This window comes from Stenotrophomonas sp. FR010 (assembly GCF_047520755.2).
GTDB lineage: Bacteria > Pseudomonadota > Gammaproteobacteria > Xanthomonadales > Xanthomonadaceae > Stenotrophomonas > Stenotrophomonas sepilia.
The window spans coordinates 61,656-77,961 of sequence record NZ_JAXBQT020000008.1 but is presented as its reverse complement, the minus strand read 5'-3'; the positions used below and the strand labels follow the sequence as shown (position 1 = coordinate 77,961).

At 68.5% G+C, this 16,306-nt stretch carries 16 protein-coding genes; 5 read left to right on the top strand and 11 right to left on the bottom strand.

Annotated elements, in window-relative coordinates; translation table 11 throughout:
- Window positions 1-70: 70 nt before the first annotated feature.
- The 11 genes from ACM0PK_RS09395 to ACM0PK_RS09345 all read right to left on the bottom strand — a co-directional run bounded on the left by ACM0PK_RS09395 (window position 71) and on the right by ACM0PK_RS09345 (window position 12,453).
- Window positions 71-535, bottom strand: coding sequence for a YqhG/Tai3 family protein (locus tag ACM0PK_RS09395; RefSeq protein ID WP_134972784.1), 465 nt, complete (start codon window positions 533-535; stop codon window positions 71-73).
- Window positions 536-696: 161 nt separating this feature from the next.
- Complete coding sequence (locus tag ACM0PK_RS09390) at window positions 697-1,143, bottom strand: REP-associated tyrosine transposase (RefSeq protein ID WP_414607595.1); 447 nt, start codon at window positions 1,141-1,143, stop codon at window positions 697-699.
- Between the two features lie 170 nt (window positions 1,144-1,313).
- Window positions 1,314-2,072, bottom strand: a complete 759-nt coding sequence (locus ACM0PK_RS09385) for a 2,3-dihydro-2,3-dihydroxybenzoate dehydrogenase (protein WP_414607594.1) — start codon at window positions 2,070-2,072, stop codon at window positions 1,314-1,316.
- Window positions 2,063-5,953, bottom strand: coding sequence for an enterobactin synthase subunit F (locus ACM0PK_RS09380; protein ID WP_414607593.1), 3,891 nt, complete (start codon window positions 5,951-5,953; stop codon window positions 2,063-2,065). Before ACM0PK_RS09380 ends, ACM0PK_RS09385 begins: the two co-directional genes overlap by 10 nt.
- Complete coding sequence (locus ACM0PK_RS09375; RefSeq protein ID WP_072167534.1) at window positions 5,950-6,207, bottom strand: phosphopantetheine-binding protein; 258 nt, start codon at window positions 6,205-6,207, stop codon at window positions 5,950-5,952. Before ACM0PK_RS09375 ends, ACM0PK_RS09380 begins: the two co-directional genes overlap by 4 nt.
- Window positions 6,207-6,839, bottom strand: coding sequence for an isochorismatase family protein (locus tag ACM0PK_RS09370; RefSeq protein WP_049465418.1), 633 nt, complete (start codon window positions 6,837-6,839; stop codon window positions 6,207-6,209). Before ACM0PK_RS09370 ends, ACM0PK_RS09375 begins: the two co-directional genes overlap by 1 nt.
- Window positions 6,839-8,491: a (2,3-dihydroxybenzoyl)adenylate synthase gene (locus tag ACM0PK_RS09365; RefSeq protein ID WP_134971884.1), complete on the bottom strand. Its 1,653-nt coding sequence runs from the start codon at window positions 8,489-8,491 to the stop codon at window positions 6,839-6,841. The genes ACM0PK_RS09370 and ACM0PK_RS09365 overlap by 1 nt, the downstream gene beginning before the upstream one ends.
- Entirely contained in the window at window positions 8,488-9,681 is a 1,194-nt protein-coding gene (locus tag ACM0PK_RS09360; RefSeq protein WP_414607592.1) for an isochorismate synthase, read from the bottom strand. The genes ACM0PK_RS09365 and ACM0PK_RS09360 overlap by 4 nt, the downstream gene beginning before the upstream one ends.
- Complete coding sequence (locus ACM0PK_RS09355) at window positions 9,678-10,874, bottom strand: MFS transporter (RefSeq protein ID WP_065196141.1); 1,197 nt, start codon at window positions 10,872-10,874, stop codon at window positions 9,678-9,680. Before ACM0PK_RS09355 ends, ACM0PK_RS09360 begins: the two co-directional genes overlap by 4 nt.
- Window positions 10,875-11,028: 154 nt before the next feature.
- Window positions 11,029-11,340 carry a DUF3817 domain-containing protein gene (locus tag ACM0PK_RS09350; protein ID WP_032129991.1) on the bottom strand — a complete coding sequence of 104 codons (312 nt, stop codon included), beginning with the start codon at window positions 11,338-11,340 and terminating at the stop codon, window positions 11,029-11,031.
- Between the two features lie 177 nt (window positions 11,341-11,517).
- Complete coding sequence (locus ACM0PK_RS09345) at window positions 11,518-12,453, bottom strand: TIGR03571 family LLM class oxidoreductase (RefSeq protein ID WP_414607591.1); 936 nt, start codon at window positions 12,451-12,453, stop codon at window positions 11,518-11,520.
- 66 nt (window positions 12,454-12,519) lie between these two features.
- Between ACM0PK_RS09345 and ACM0PK_RS09340 the strand changes: the two genes are divergently transcribed.
- The 5 genes from ACM0PK_RS09340 (at window position 12,520) to ACM0PK_RS09320 (ending at window position 16,304) form a co-directional block, all read left to right on the top strand.
- Entirely contained in the window at window positions 12,520-12,969 is a 450-nt protein-coding gene (locus ACM0PK_RS09340) for a GNAT family N-acetyltransferase (RefSeq protein ID WP_171957138.1), read from the top strand.
- A 96-nt stretch (window positions 12,970-13,065) separates the two neighbouring features.
- On the top strand, window positions 13,066-14,586 hold the full coding sequence (locus ACM0PK_RS09335; protein ID WP_414607590.1) for a thioredoxin family protein: 1,521 nt from the start codon (window positions 13,066-13,068) through the stop codon (window positions 14,584-14,586).
- A 181-nt stretch (window positions 14,587-14,767) separates the two neighbouring features.
- Window positions 14,768-15,397 carry a superoxide dismutase gene (locus ACM0PK_RS09330; protein ID WP_065179196.1) on the top strand — a complete coding sequence of 210 codons (630 nt, stop codon included), beginning with the start codon at window positions 14,768-14,770 and terminating at the stop codon, window positions 15,395-15,397.
- Window positions 15,394-15,972, top strand: coding sequence for a flavin reductase family protein (locus ACM0PK_RS09325; protein ID WP_139727235.1), 579 nt, complete (start codon window positions 15,394-15,396; stop codon window positions 15,970-15,972). The genes ACM0PK_RS09330 and ACM0PK_RS09325 overlap by 4 nt, the downstream gene beginning before the upstream one ends.
- On the top strand, window positions 15,969-16,304 hold the full coding sequence (locus ACM0PK_RS09320; protein WP_053498539.1) for a tetratricopeptide repeat protein: 336 nt from the start codon (window positions 15,969-15,971) through the stop codon (window positions 16,302-16,304). The genes ACM0PK_RS09325 and ACM0PK_RS09320 overlap by 4 nt, the downstream gene beginning before the upstream one ends.
- Window positions 16,305-16,306: the final 2 nt, after the last annotated feature.

Below are 16,306 nucleotides of genomic sequence, written 5' to 3'. Positions count from 1 at the left end.
CCGACATCACCGGGTAGCGCCGGCCGCTGGCCGGCAACTGGACCGCATCATGCGTGGATGCCGTACGCGGTCAAGGCAGCGGCTGGGCCAGGATTTTCCGCACCGAACGACCACTGTTGGTGACGATGTCATCAACCTGCCAGCACCCCTGCCCGCGGCGCACCATCGGCAGGCGGGTCAGGTAGGCCTTCTTCCACACCGAATAGCGCATCTCGACCTGGCCGGCGGAGGCCGAAGCCTCCTTCCAGCTGTAGCGCACCGGGGTTTCGATGTCACCGTCCTGCGCATCCAGCCACGGATCCGAATCGATGGTGCAGATGCCCTCTTCGCGCTGCTGGCAGGCGCGCTCTCCACGCAGTGCCTTGCCGAAGGCAGGGCTGACCAGCGCCGAGGGTGGCTCCAGCAGATCACCATCGCCCGTCGTTGCCTCGTAGAAGGCGCGGGCCACCGCCTCTGGTTCCTGGCAGGCGGGTGACGCCTGCACGGCAGGGGCCAGCAGCAGCCCGGCGATCATCAACATCCCTGTCTTTCGCATGTATTTTTCCCTGAGGTAGTGCCGGCCGCTGGCCGGCAGCACCGGGAGATCCTGTATTGCCGGCCAGCGGCCGGCACTACCATCGAGGGTGCTCTGTGCGCCGGAACGCGATCTACGCTGCGCGTCGGTTCTGCTGTGGTAGTGCCGGCCGCTGGCCGGCATCACATCCAGGCCGACCACGCATAGGGATACTCGCCAATCTGTCCAGCGAGACCGGCGCGTACCGGATTCCCCAGGATGTACAACGCCTGCCGCGCCAGCGACTCTTCGGTCCTCAATGCATGATCGAAGTAGCCGGGCTGCCACACCGTGCTTCGACGGCCCGCCAGGCGATTCAGGGCAAGCGCGCTCGACGATTTCATCCGGCGCGCCATGTCGGGAAGGTCAGCTGCACGCAGCTCGAACATCCAGTGGACGTGATCCAGCATGACAACCCATGCCCGTGACCGTACGAGCCCGCGCTGTTCGATGTAATCGAACTGATCGATTACACATGCTGCCGAAGCGTCGCTTTCAAAGAGCCTGCGGCGCCGATGCGTGGTGGTGGTCAGAATATAGGCCTGGCCAATGATCGAGCGACGGCCCAGGCGGAGGCGATGGCTGCTCATGCGCCATGGTGGGTCGATCATTGGGCGCTGGCTGTCGGGCCAAGCCTCGATGGGGGCTGGGAGATGTCTGAAGCTGAATGAGGTTGCCGGCCAGCGGCCGGCACTACCGGGGGCTATGGACTACCGGCCAGCGGCCGGCACTACCGTTGCCGGGCAGCGGCGGTCGGGGCTCAGGCGCGCAGGGTGGCGCCGCCGTCCACGTACAGGTCGCTCATCGCTACGTGCCCGGCCTGCTCGGAGAGCAGGAACATCGCCGCGTTTGCGATGTCCTCGGGGGCGGCCAGCTTGCGCAGCGGAATGCCGGCCTTGTAGGTCTCCAGGTTGCCGGCGATCACCCGTTCGGCGCCGTGCTCGTCCTGCCACATGCAGGTCTGCATCGGGGTCAGCGTCGAGCCCGGGGCGACGATGTTGCAGCGGATGCCCAACGGCGCCAGCTCCAGCCCGAGGCAGCGTGTGAACATGGTGGCGGCGGCCTTGGATGCCGCATAGGCGGCCATGCCATGCCTCGGCACACCGGCCGCATTCGAGCTGACGGTAACCATCGCGCCCTGCCCGCGCGGCGACATCACCCGCGCCAGGGCACGCCCGACATGGAACACCCCGTCGGTGTTCACCGCGAACACCCGGCGCCAGTCGTCATCGCCGGTCTCGGTCACGCCGCCCACATGCAGCACACCGGCCACGCTGGCGCCCAGCATGATCGGCCCGATGCGGGACTCGACCTGATCCACCAAGCCGTCCACGGCGGCACTGTCGGTCACGTCGAGTGCGAAGGTATGCACACGCACATCTGCCGTAACAGGCGCCTCGCGATCGGTCGCCACCACGGTGCAACCGGCCTCGGCCAGTAACCGTACCAGTGCCTCGCCGATGCCGCCGGCAGCGCCGGTGACCAGCGCCACGCGGCCTTCAAAGCCGGTCAACTGCATGTTGCGATCTCCTGTTGCTCGTCCCATTGGCGCAACCGCGCCGACAACCACGGCGCCAGCTGCGCCACCGCATCGCGGCCGGTCAGTTCTGCATGCAGGAACGGCAGTTCCAACGACTGCACCCTACGCGCGTGTGCCCGCCACAACGCCGACTGCAACTGTGGCCGCGCCTGGTGATCCCGGCCCGCACGCACATGCACCAGCGTGCCATCGAACGACCGGTGGATATGCTCACGGATCAGTCGATTGGTGCCGGTCACTGCGCGCACCACGCCATCCAGCACGACATCCGGCAGGCTACCCAGCGCACTGCCACCGCGACGCAGGAACGCGAGAATGCGCTCCCGGCTGTCCAGTTCCGGATGCGCATCCGGGTCATGCCCGGCAATCGCCAGCAGTGCCCGCAATGCGGCGATGGCATCGGGTTCCGGCTCGGCCCGCCAGCACTCGCTGGGATAGGCGTCCAGCAGTACCAGTTCGCCGACCTCGCGCCCGATCTCATGCAGTCGCACCGCCATTGCCTGCGCGAGGATGCCACCCACCGACCAGCCCAGCAGGTGTACCGGCCCCTTTGGCTGCAATGCAACCACGCGCTGTACGTAGTCGCTGGCCATCGCCTCGATGCTGCTCGGCAGCGGCTGCCGCGCGTCCAGTGCCGGCGACTGCAGGCCATATACCGGGCGTGCCGGCTGCAGTGCCCGGGCCAGGGTGCGGTAGTTCCAGGCGATGCCGCCGGCCGGGTGCAGCACGAACAGCGGCGTAGGCCCGGCAGCGTCGGTCGCGGCCAGCGCGATCACCGGCCCCAGTGCGTGATCGGCCAGCGCGGGTGGCTCGGCAATGCGAACCGCCAGCGCGGCCACGGTGGGCTGGGCAAACAACGCCCCCAGACCGAGATCGCAGCGCCAGCGCTGTTCGATCGCCAGCAGCAGGTGCACCGCCGACAGCGAGTCACCGCCGAGACTGAAGAAATCCGCATCCACCGCCACCGGCGCTTCTCGCCCGAGTGCCTGGGCAAACAGCGACGCCAGCTCCTGTTCCAACGGCGCCCGCGGCGCCAATCCGGCGACCTCATGTTGTGATGGTTTCGGCAACGCGTTGCGGTCGAGCTTGCCGTTGGCGGTCACCGGCCAGTGGTCCACGCCGACAAACGCCGAGGGCACCATGTAGTCCGGCACACGCGTGGCCAAATGGCTGCGCAGCATCACGGCATCGGCAAGCGCAGTCGGCACATACGCCACCAGACGCGCGTCGCCGGGCGCATCCTGGCGCAGCAGCACTTCCACCCGCTCCATGCCCGGCAGTTCGCGCAAAGCCGCCTCGATCTCGCCCAACTCGATGCGCAGGCCGCGCAGTTTCACCTGATGGTCGCTGCGGCCCAGGTACTCCACCGCGCCATCGCTGCGCCAGCGCGCTATGTCGCCGGTGCGGTAGATGCGCTCGCCCGCCAGGAAAGGATCGGCAAGGAAGCGTTCGGCAGTCAGGTCCTCGCGACCGAGATAGCCGCGCGCCAGCTGCACACCGCCCAGATAAAGGTCACCGGCCACACCGACCGGCACCGGCTGCATCCGCGCGTCCAGCACGTAAAGTCGGGTATTCCAGACCGGGAAGCCGATCGGCACCGGCCGCGATCGATCCTGCGCCGACGCCGGCCAGTAGCTGACGTCCACCGCGGCTTCGGTCGGGCCATACAGGTTGTGCAGCTCGGCGTGCATGCGCGCGTGGAAGCGGTCGCGCAACGCGGCGTCCAGCGCCTCGCCACTGGTGAATGCCCGTCGCAGCTGCAGGCCTTCGGAGGCCGGTGCAGCGAGGAAGGCATCGAGCATCGACGGCACGAAATGCGCCGTGGTGATGCCATGGCCACGGATCAAGCGGGCCAGTTCAGTGGGGTCGCGATGCGCATCGGGCCCGGCAATCACCAGCGTTGCCCCGCACAGCAACGGCAGGAAGAACTCCCAGACCGACACATCGAAGGTGGCCGGGGTCTTCTGCAGCACGCGGTCATCGGCGCGGATGCCGTAGTGCTCGCGCATCCACAGCAGGCGGTTGACGATGGCGCGGTGTTCGATGACCACGCCCTTCGGCTCGCCGGTCGAACCGGAGGTATAGATCACATAGGCCGCATCGCTGGGCGCCGGATCGGCCCAGGGCGCAGCGAAGCTCAGCGCGGCCCACTGCTCCGGCGCGAGCACCGGTACGCCGGCCGTGCGCGCCGAAATCTCCGCCGCAGCCAGAACGCACACCGGCTGCGCCGAGGCGAAGATGCGCGCCAGCCGCTCGTCGGGATGGGCAAGGTCCAACGGAAGATAGGCCGCGCCTGCACGCAGCACCGCGACCAGCGCGATCACCAGCTCCAGCGAGCGCGGCAATGCCACCGCCACCACGCTGCCCGGGCCGACATCCATTGCCCGCAGCTGTGCCGCCAGCGCGAAGCTGCGCGCTTCCAGCGTCGCGTAATCCAGCGTCGCATCGCCGAACACCAGCGCAGGCGTGTGCGGGTCCCGATCCATGCCCTGCTGCAGCAATTCAACCAAGGTGGTCTCAGGAAGCGCGTGCGCGGTGGCGTTGAAACCCTGCAGCACCTGTTGCGCCTCCATGGGCGTCGCCAAGGGTACGGTTTCGATATCGTCAGCCTGCAGCGCCGCCGACACGAAATGCAGCAGCCTCACCGCGTGCGCCTCGACATCCTCGCGACTGTACAGCGCGGGATTGGCCTCGATCTCCAGATCCAGCAGGTGCTGGCCATTGCCACGGAAAGCCAGCGCCAGGTCATCCACCGGCCCGGTGCACAGCACCTCCAGCGTCGCCTGCACGTCGGTCAGCGCCAGCGGCCTGTAGAACGGCTGCACGTTCACCAATGGACCATGCAGGCGCTGCTGCGTGCCGACCAGGCCCAGGTCCCGGCGCAGCTGCTCGCCCCGGTAGCGGCCGTGCCTGCGGCCTTGACTGAGCTGGCGACCCAGGCCCCGGGCAAAGGCCTCGACGCTGCCCTCGCCGGCCGCCACGCGCAGCGGCAACACATTCATCACCATCGCCGGCACCCGCGCCGACGCGTTGCCCAACCGCCCCATGTAGGGCACGCCCAGCACCACTTCATCGGCGCCACTCATCCGCCGCAGGTACTCGGCCGCCAGCGCGACCAGCACATCCGGCCAGGGCTGCAGCCAACGCACCGAAGCCTGCAGCAACAGCTCACGGAATGCCGCATCGAGCGGCTGCACCCAGCGCAGCGCGTCGTCACTGGCCGCGAGCGTGCCGGCCAGGCCTGCACCTGCCGGTGCGCCCTGCATGTGCTCGCGCCACCACTGCCTGGCCTGCACGCGGCGCGGATCGGCACGAAACGCGGCATCATCGGCCAGCACGCCCGCCAGCCCCGGCAGTGACTCACCGGTACGACCGGCATACAACGCGCACACCCGATCAGTGAACAGCGCCATGCCGTAGCCATCGGCCGCCAGATGATGCACGCGCAGGTACCAGACCCAGCGCAGGCCACCCAGATCGAACAGTACCTGCTGGCTGATCCGGTCGCGGGCGGGATCGACCGGGCTCAGCCGGTCGGCGTGCATCAGGTTGCGTGCCGCAGCGGCGGGATCCGCCTCGGTAGAAACATCGCGCACCGAAAGCAACGGCACGTGTGCCGGGTCATGCCACTGTAGTGGCTGGCCATCGGCACCTTCGGCAAAGCGCAATGCGAAAGCCTCGGCCTCGCGCGCAGCCTGGTCTGCGGCTGCGACGAACGCGGCCACGTCCAGCGGGCCGTCGATCCATACCGCGTGCGCGGTATTGAATGACGGATTGTCCGGTGCCAGCCGCTGTGCGAACCACAGCCCCGCCTGGGCCTCGGTCAACGCCACCGGCGTGGCCAGCGCTGCGGCGTTCATGCGTTCTGCGCGGCCTGCAGTTGCTGCACCACACCCCACCACCGGCGCAGCGTGGTGTGCTCGGCCAACTGCGAGAACTCCAGCGGCAGGCCAGTGTTGCCCCAGGCCAGGACCAGGCCGAGCATGCGCATTGAATCCAGATCCAGGTCGATCAGGTTGTCGTCGTCCCCGATCTCGGCCGGCGTGCACTCCAGCACGCGCGCCACGTCGGCGCGCATCCGCTCCAGATCCAGCGCCTCACCCATGGCAGCCATCACAGCACCTCCAGCAGCTGATCGGTGGTCATCGGCACACCACAGGTGCGCGCGATCCAGTGCAGCGCCTGATCGTGATCGGCACGCGAGAAGTCCGCCACCGCATCGGCGGCGATGAAGGCCTCGATGTCACGCTGGAAGGCCTCGACGACGGTCGCGGTACAGCCGATATGGGCGTACACGCCGGTCACCAGCAGCTGATCACGCCCACGTACCCGCATCAGCGTCTCCAGGTTGCTGCGCTGGAAGGCGCTATAGCGATGCTTGACCAGCACATGCTCGCCCGGCTGCGGCGCCAGCGCCTCGATGATCGGCTCATGATCGGCGCTGCGACGCATGCCCGGTCCCCACAGGTCGGCCTGAAGGCCGCGGTCGCGACGGTCCTGGTCACCGTGCTGGGCGGTGTAGAACACCGGAATGCCCTGCGCGCGGCAGTGCGCCAGCAGGCGCACGATGTTGTCCACCGCCGGCCGCAAGGGCGTGCTGCCGGCGTCGAATGCCGCCAGGAAGTAGCGTTGCATGTCGTGCACCAGCAAAGCCACACGATCGCGCTGCGGGCGCCACGGGCCACGCGCCTGCGGTAGTTCGGCGGCGGTCGGCAAGGGATAGTCGGTGATACGGGGCAGCGCCATCAGCGCGTTCCTCCTGTCTGTTGCAGATGACGCGCACGCAGCTGCGCGCGCAATTCGCGGCGGCTGATCTTGCCGACCGCCGTGGTATTGAAACTGTCGACGAACACGATCTGGTCGGGCACCTTGAACGCCGCCAGGCCGCGCCCGCGCATCCAGGCCTTCAGTGCCGGCGCCTTGAACGGTTCGCCCTGCGGGATCACAAAGGCGCAGCTGCGCTCGCCCAGGTACTCGTCGGGAATCGAGACCACGGCCGCATCGAACACGCCCGGATGTGCCAGCAGGTGGTCCTCTATCTCTTCAGCAGAGATTTTCTCGCCCGCCCGGTTGATGTGGTCACCCGCACGCCCCTGTACCACCAGGTAGCCCCCGGGCAGCTGCTGCACGCGGTCACCGGTACGGTAGAAGCCGTCATCGGTGAACGAGCGCGCATTGGCCACCGCATCGTTGTGGTAGCCACGGATGGTGTACGGGCCACGGGTGAGCAGATGCCCCACCTCGCCTTCGGCCACCGGCTGGTCATGGTCATCGACCACGCGCACTTCGTCGTCCGGACTGATCGGCCGACCCTGGCAAGCCACGATCAGGTCCTCCGGATCATCCAGCCGCGTGTAGTTGACCAGGCCTTCGGCCATGCCAAACACCTGCTGCAGCGTGCAGCCAAGGCCGTCGATCACTCGCCGTGCGGCTTCCGGCACCAGTTTGGCACCGCCCACCTGCAGCACCTGCAGGCTCGACAGGTCATACTTGCTGGTGGCGGCGGCCTGCGCCCACAGCAGCGCCAGCGGCGGCACCAGGCCGCAGCAGGTCACCCGCTCCCGTGCGATCAGCGGGAATGCGGCGTCCGGCCCGGGGCCGGGGCTGAGCACCACGCGGGCACCGGCATACAACGCGCCGAAGAAGCCGGGCGAGCTCATCGGGAAATTGTGCGCGGCCGGCAGCGCGACCAGGTAGACGCTGTCGCGGTCGATGCCGCAGATTTCATTGCTGGCACGGAACGAATAGATGTAGTCGTCATGCGTGCGTGGAATCAGCTTGGACAGCCCGGTGCTCCCACCGGAAATCTGCAGGAACGCCACCGACTGCGGGTCCGGATTGGGCGGCAGCTGGCTGCGGTCACCCTGCAGCGCCTCCAGCGCGATGAACTCCGCCGCATCGCCGTCGATCACCACATGGCGCACTGCCGGGGCCTCGGCCTGTAGTGCCCGCGCCAGCCCGCGATGATCGAAGCCATCGTGCAGTGGCGTGGTGATGTAGGCACTGGCTTCGGCCTTGTTGGCGAAGTGCGCCAGCTCGGTGATGCGGTGCGCCGGCAGCGCGTACACCGGCACCAGGCCGGCCCGGAACAGGCCGCAGACCGTGGTGATGAAGCCTGCGGTGTTGCCCAGCTGCACCAGCACCCGTTCGCCAGGCTGCAGGCCCAGCGCCAGCAGGCCTGCACCGATCCGCCCGGCCTCGTGCCACAGCTGCGCATAGCTCAGGCGCACGTCGCCGGCGACCACCGCGATGTCATCGGCATAGCGTTCTGCACGTTCGCGCAGGAACGCCGGAAAGGTCTCGCCACGCCAATGACCGGCCTCGCGATAGCGCGCGATCAGGTCATCCGGCCACACCTGCTGCAGTGCCAGGCGGGAAGCGTCAGTGGAGGTAGTCATGCGGCAGGCTCGATCGCAGGCGCGGATTCATGGACACCCAGCGCATTCAGCAGGGCGGCGAACTTCGCAGCGGTCTCGGCCACCTCGGCCTCGGGCTGCGAGTCGGCAACGATGCCGGCGCCGGCGAACAGGCGCAGCTGCATTCCCTGCAGGCGTGCGCAGCGGAGTGCCACATACCAGTCGCCGTCACCCTGCGCATCCAACCAGCCCACGGCGCCGGCATAGAAGCCGCGCGGCACCGTTTCCAGCTCGCGGATGCGCTGCAGCGCCGCCAACCGCGGCGTACCGCAGACCGCCGGCGTAGGGTGCAGTTGCGCCAGCAGCTCGGCGGCCGACGTGTGCGGATCCTTCAGCGTGGCATGGATGCGTGTGCCCAGATGCCACATGCTGGCGGTGGCATGCAGCGCCGGCCGCGGCTGTGCATCGATGTGGCTGCAATACGGCGCCAGACCCTCGACGATCGCCTCGACCACATGACGGTGCTCGTCATGGTCCTTGGTCGAGGCCAGCAGGTTCTGCGCGGCGCGCTCGTCCTCGGCAGCATCGGCGCAGCGCCGCGCAGACCCCGCCAGCGGGTGCGACAACAGCTCAGCACCACGCTTGCGCAGGAGCAGTTCCGGGGTCGCGCCCACCAGCCACGCTGGCGCCTGACCCACTTCCACCGGCAGCGGAACCGCATAGGTCGCCACCGAAGGATCCGCGCCCAGCCGTGCCAGCAGCACGTCCGGAGACAGCGCCCGGTGGGTGCGTGCCACCAGGCTGCGCGCCAGCACCACCTTCTGAAGGTCCAGTTCGGGCGCGCGCAGTGCCTGCACCGCCGCAGCCACCGACGCCGCGTACGCCTGCGCCGAAGGCTCGGCCTGCAGGGCACCCTCCAGCGCTGGCGCGGCCTGTGGCTGTAGTGCCAGCGCTGGCAGCAGGCGCTCGGGCTGGTACAACGCGTCGTCGGCACGGGGTTCGAATGGGACTGCGCCAACCAGCAGGCCCGGGCCGCCGCGCTGCTGGGCAAAGAACACCGAAACGCGTTCCGCCAACGTCGCCAGCGCACCGGCCGGCAGCGTGGCGCGGCAACCGCGTGCGTGCACGTGCTGGCCAGCGTGCTGCAGCAGGAACAGCGTCGCGTCGTCGCTGCTCTCCTGCGGCGCGGGCGCAGCCTCCGGCCACGCGCCCTGCATCAGGGAATCGTTCATGGGGTCTCCTTCATCCGATGCACTGCGGCCAGCGCGCACAGCAACAGCAGCAACGCGCCGACCAGGAGGTATGGCAGGCTGGGCCCGCCGCGATACACCAGCGTGCCGAGCATCGGCCCGGCCACCATGCCCAGTCCCTGCGCGGCAGCGACAGTACCGGCGGCGGCGCCCTGCTCGTGCGCCTCCACCGCGTCGGCGGCCAACGCCTGGAACGAAGGGAATACGAAGCCCATGCCGAATGCAGCCAGTGCGTAGGCCGCAGGCAGTTGCCAGGCCTGCTGCACGCCCGCCACCGAAGCAAAGCCGATGCCTGAGATCACGGCGCCGAGGGCGATCCAGCGGCGCGGATGAACCTCCAGCTTCATCACCAGCGCCTGCGCCAGGATCAGGCCAACGCCGACCGCCGTCAGCGCGATGCCGGCCATGCGCGCACCGGCCGCCGCATCCAGGCCCAGGCGATCAATCGCGAAGAAGCCAACCGTGACCTGCGCGATGGTCACGGAAACCATGGCGATGAACGCCGCCAGCTGCGGCAGGCGCAGGCGCGGGTCGAGGCGGCTCATCGGCGCACGGCGCTGGGCGGAAACGCCCATTACAGGCGGTGTGGCCGGCAGTCGCCAGGCCAGCAGCGCCAACGCCAGCAGTGGCAACAGTGCGGCCACGTACAGCGCCAGCGACAGGTTCGTATAGGCCAGCCAACCCGCGGCAGCCGGGCCCAGCACCATGCCCAATGCGTTGGCGCTGCCCAGGCGGGCGAGGAACTTCGCACGCTGCCCGGTCGGTGCCTTGTCGGCGATCAGCGCAGCTGCGGTAGGAGGCACCGCTGCGTAGAACAGGCCGATCAGGCCGCGCGCAGCGACCAGCACCAGCACTGACACCAGCACCGGCGGCACCGCCTGCAGGGCCACGTCGATGAACACCGCCAGCGCGATGTAGACCACGGTGTAGGCACTCATCGCCAGCATCAGCACGCGCTTGCGGCCGATGCGGTCGCTGAGCTGGCCCCAGGGGCGCGCGGCCAGCATCCACAACACGCCTGCGGCGGTGACTGACAGCCCGGCATGCCACTCGGACAAACCGAGCATGCGGACCACCGGGCCGATCACGGCGACGAAGGACATCATCGCCATGGTGCCAATCAGGGCAGCCAACACCAGCGCCGGCAAGCCGGGAACGACGGGACGTGCGTGCATGAAACACCAGCCGTAACAGGAAAGGATTGGCCGGGCGCGCCTGCGCGCCCCACCCGGCACCGACCCTGCTCAGGGCCAGATGCCACCCTCAAATGATAACGGCTCGTATTTGCATTTGATACCCATTCTCTTGAATGGGCGCGTAACACTGGGTTCAGCGCATTGCACGCAGGCCGAGCAGGCCACGGCGCTTGAACCACCACTCCAGGGGCAGCGTCACCAGCGGCGGGATCGCTGCCAGCAGGGCCAGGGCACTGGCCCACCACGGCCAACGCAGGCGCACGGCAGCAAACAGGGTGACTGCCACATAGACCAGGAAGGCCACGCCGTGCAGCGGCCCGAACAGCTTCACCAGCGCCACGTTGGCCATCGGGCCGTACTTCATCCACATGCCGATGAGCAGGCCGGCCCAGGTCACGGCCTCGATAAAAGCGACCGCGGCGAACAGGCGTCCGGTCGGGTGCATGGGGGAACGTTGGGTCACGCGGGGCTCCGGCATCGGGATATCAAATGCGAATGATACGCAGATGCCTGCTGCATGTAGAGTCGAGCGGTGCTCGACTGCTTCTGCCTCGGCTACTGAAGGAAACGCTCAGCAGTTCAGCGGGCGCAGCGGCGAGAGCGTGTCCACCAAGGTGGACACCTACCCGGGCATATCCGGCAGAACCTGCTCCCCGATCTCGCGCAGCACGTCATCCATCGTCCGCCCGTTATCGATCAGGTTGAACATCACATGCGCCACGCCCTGCGCATGCGCGCGCAGCAGATACTCACGCAGGCCTTCGCGGCCGACCTTCAGGCCCAGCGGCAGCGGCTCGGGCGGCGCCTGCGGATCTGCCTGCAGGTCCAGCAGCATCGACTGCACGAACGGCTTGCCTGGCCCGCCGCGCTGCGCCAGCGCCTGCTGCCACAGGCCGATGCGCCCTTCCTGCGCGGCCTCTTCGCGGTGATAGGTGGCCCAGCCTTCGGCCTCACGCGCTATCCACTGCAGGCTCTGCCGCGCGGTACCCACCACCAGCATCGGAATGCGGGTTGCCGGCGCTGGCAGCACGTCGAAGCCACCAGTGGCCTGCAATGCGGCGGTGCGCTCATCGGCGGCCGGTGACAGCGCCGCCCGCAACAACGTCCAACGCTCACGGAAGGTCGCCGCCCTGCCCTCCAGATCCTCGCCGAATGCGGCGAACTCTTCCGGGCGGTCACCCGAACCCAGGCCCAGTACGAAGCGTCCGCCGCTGATCCGGTCCAGGCTCAACGCCGACTTCGCCACCTGCAGCGGCTGGCGCAATGGCAGCACGATGGCCGCGCTGCCGACCACGATGTGCCCCGTCGCGGCCGCCAGCATGCCCAGCCACAGGAACGGATCGTCCAGCGCACTTGCTGTCGCGTCCGGACCCTGCGGCACCATCAGCGGCACATCGCGCGCCCACAACGCGGCGAAACCAAGATCGTCGGCCAACCGCGCGATGCGCCGCGCCTGATGCGGATCGGCCAGCCCCTGCGACGCCACCGGCGTCATCAGGCCCAGGCTCAAGCCCTGCCCTGGAAACAACGCAGCGTACGCGGGATTGAAATCACTCATGCCTGCAGCTTAGCGTGCAGGCACGGGGCAGCGATGACGCGCAGCCCGCCACGGGAAGAACACTGCATGCCGACGATCCGCCCTGCCCGCGTCGATGACCTGCCCGCGATCAGCGCGGTGTGCCTGGCCGCGTTCACTGCGGCGGTGGCGCCCTCGCTCAGCGCAACCGGCATCGCCACGTTCGGCAATGTCGCCGCCGCCGATGCGTTCGGTGAACGCCTGCACGGCGACAACCATATCCTGGTGGCCGAGCAGGACGGCCGTATCGTCGGCGTGGTCGAGCTGAAGGAAGGTCGCCACCTGGCGATGCTGTTCGTCGATCCCGGCTGCCAGGGACAGGGCATCGGCCATGCACTGTTCGAGGCGGTGCTGCCTCAGGTACGCGAGCCGGCCCTGACCGTACGCGCATCGCTCAACGCTGTGCCGACCTATCTGCGCTATGGCTTCGTGATTGACGGTGAGGCCGGCGAGTTCAACGGGCTGGTCTACCAGCAGATGGTGCGGGCGGCCGCCTGAAGGCAGCGGGTGTCATGCCCAGCTGCCCAGCCGATATAAGCAAACTGAATCAGCACACTCCCCGGCCATTCCTACAATGGACTGTCCCCCTTCGAGATGCCGCCGATGCGCGTCGCGCTTTCCGTGTTGCTGCTGGCTTCGGCGCTGAGTGCCTGCGCCCCGGCCCCGGTTTCCACCGCCAACTCCGCCGAGGCACCTGCGCCGGCCAAGGGAATCGCGTGGCGCCAGGGTGACGTCGATGATGCCTTCGCCGAAGCCGCAGACAGCGGCAAGCCGGTGCTGCTGTACTGGGGCGCGGTCTGGTGCCCACCGTGCAACCAGCTCAAGGCCGGCCTGTTCAAGGACCCGGCCTTCATCGCCTTGACCGGCAAGTTCGTGCCGGTCTACCTGGATGGCGACGAGGAAGGTGCGCAGGCCTGGGGCGAACGCTTCGGGGTGCGCGGCTACCCGACCCTGATCGTGCTGGACCCACAGCGCAATGAACTTACACGCGTGGCCGGTGGCAACGACGCCGCCGAACTGACCCGGGCATTGACCGTCGCCGCCGGGCGCCGCAGTGCAATCGCTGCCACTCTGGCCACCGCCCTGGCCACGCCGGAGAAGTTGGCTGCAGAAGACTGGCAGGTACTGAGCGACTACGGCTGGGAAGTCGACGCCAACCGCCTGGCCGGCGAGCGCAGGAGTCAGGATGTACTGCGCCAGCTGTCCAAGGCGGCACCGGATGCCGCCCTGCAGCGCCGCTTCGCCCTGCTGGCCTTGGCCACCGCCGACACGCCCGCCAGCTCGCCTACCGAAGTACGCGAGCTGCTGCAGGCCGTGCTGGCGCAGCCGGCCGAAGTCCGCCGCAACCGTGAGTTGCTGGGCTATGCAGGCGCACAGCTGGTCACGCAGGCCAGTACTGGGCCGGCCACCCGCAACACGCTGGGCCAGCAGCTGCTGGTCGCGCTGGAACGCGCAGATGCCGAGCGCGGCGACCGCGCCGACGACGCATTGTCGCGCGCACTGACGGAAGTATCGCTGGCCCGCCAGCAGCAGCCGAAGGGCGCACTGCCCGCGCCGCTGGTTGATCGGGTCAAGCAGCGCGTGGCCGCGGCCGACGCCACCGCCACTGATGCGCATGCACGCCAGGCCACGATCAGCAGCGCGGTCTACGCACTGCGCCAGGTCGGTGACGACGCCGGTGCCGAGGCGTTGTTGCTGGCGGAGCTGAAGCGCAGCGAGCAGCCCTACTATTACATGCCCGAGCTGGCCGAACTGGCCGAGCACCGCGGCGACACTGCCGGTGCGCTGGAGTGGTTGAAGCGTGCCTACGACGGTGCGCAGGGCCCGGCCACCCGCGTGCAATGGGGCGTGCTGTACGTGGAAGGGTTGCTGAAGCTGGCGCCGAACGACGCGCCGCGCATCGAGCAGGCCACCGCCTTGCTGATCGCCGAACTGGAGGCGCAGCCGTCGGGTTACCACCAGCGCACCCGCCAGCGTTTCGAGCGCCTGGCCGGGCAGCTGAAGGCGTGGAGCGGCAAGCACCAGGGTGCCGAGACACTGGCGCGGCTGCAGCAGAGGATGCAGCAAGCGTGCGGCGATCAGGTAGATGGCGCGTGCAAGGACTGGTTGAGTTGAGGTAGTGAAAGGTAGTGCCGGCCGCTGGCCGGCAATCAGGGCGGGTCGGGTTGCCGGCCAGCGGCCGGCACTACCATGCCTCGATGTCCATCGCTTCTGCCCTTGACCTCAACCAATGTTGAGGTGCGATAACGATCTCCCCACGGCCAGCCCCCTGGCCTTCCCCACGGAGATTGCTTCGATGTCGTACTCGCTTCCCCCGCTCCCCTACGCCTATGACGCCCTCGAGCCGCACTTCGATGCGCGCACGATGGAGATCCACCACAGCAAGCACCACCAGACCTACGTCAACAATCTCAACGCCGCCATCGAGCAGGCCGGCATCGCCGAGCAGCCGGTCGAGGCGCTGATCGCCAACCTCGATGCCGTGCCCGAGGCCCAGCGTGGCGCGGTCCGCAACAACGGCGGCGGCCACGCCAACCACAGCCTGTTCTGGACCGTGCTCAGCACCACCGGTGGTGCACCCGATGACGAACTGGCCGCCGCCATCGACCGTGACCTCGGCGGTTTCGATGCTTTCAAGGAGGCCTTCACCAAGGCCGCGCAGACCCGCTTCGGCAGTGGCTGGGCCTGGCTGACCAGCGATCGCGATGGCCGCCTGCAGGTGGAAAGCAGCGCCAACCAGGACAGCCCGCTGATGGGTGCAGCCGTAGGCCTGTCCGGCCACACCCCGATCCTCGCACTGGATGTCTGGGAACACGCCTACTACCTGCACTACCAGAACCGCCGCCCGGACTACATCGGCGCCTTCTTCAACATCATCAACTGGGCCGAAGTCGGCCGGCGCTACCACCAGGCCCGGGCCTCATGAGCGGCGAGACACTGCCCTACGCCGGGCCGTGGGCCGGGGTGTTCCCCGCCCCGGCCCCGGTGCCATCGGTCGAGATGCCGCCGCGTGCCCTGCGGCGGCTGCTCGGCCATTTCCCGACCGGCGTGGCCATCGTCTGCGCGCGCGATGCACAGGGCAAGCCGGTCGGCCTGACCATCAACTCGTTCGTGCCGGTCTCACTGCAGCCACCGTTGGTGCTGTGGAACCTGGCGTTGCACGCACAGAGCCTGTCCACCTTCCAGCGCGCCACGCGCTTTGCGCTCAGCGTGCTGGCGGCCGACCAGGAAGCGCTGGCCCGGCGCTTCGCCGATCCGCAGGTCCGCAACCGCTTCGACGGCCTGGCATTGCTGGATGACGACGAGGACGCTCCGCCCCGCATCACCGGTGCGGTCGCCCATCTCACCTGTACCCGCCACGCGCAGTGGCCGGTGGGCGATCACCTGCTGCTGGCCGGCCGCATCATCGAAGTGCACGAGAACGGCGGCGCGCCACTGCTGTTCCATCGCGGCCGCTTCCAGCCCGGCCCGGCCGAACTGCTGGTGGAGGTGCGCGGATGAACATCGAAGCTCTGGAATGCATGCTTGCCGCAGGCAAGGACGGCGCACTGCTGCGCTTCGGCCTGGGCAAGGGCTGGCTGGATGCCGGCAACCCGGTACGCGCGGCAACCCACCTGGGCCGCTGCGTGGTGCTTGATCCGCAGTACTCGGCAGCCTGGAAGCTGCTGGGCAAAGCCTGGCTGGCCAGTGGTCAGCCACAGGCGGCCCGTGAGGCATGGCAGCGGGGCTTGAGCGTGGCCGGCAGCAAGGGCGACCAGCAGGCACGCAAGGAAATGCAGGTGTTCCTGCGACGCCTGGACCGCGAGCAGGCGGCCCTGGCGAAGGCGGGCTGAGT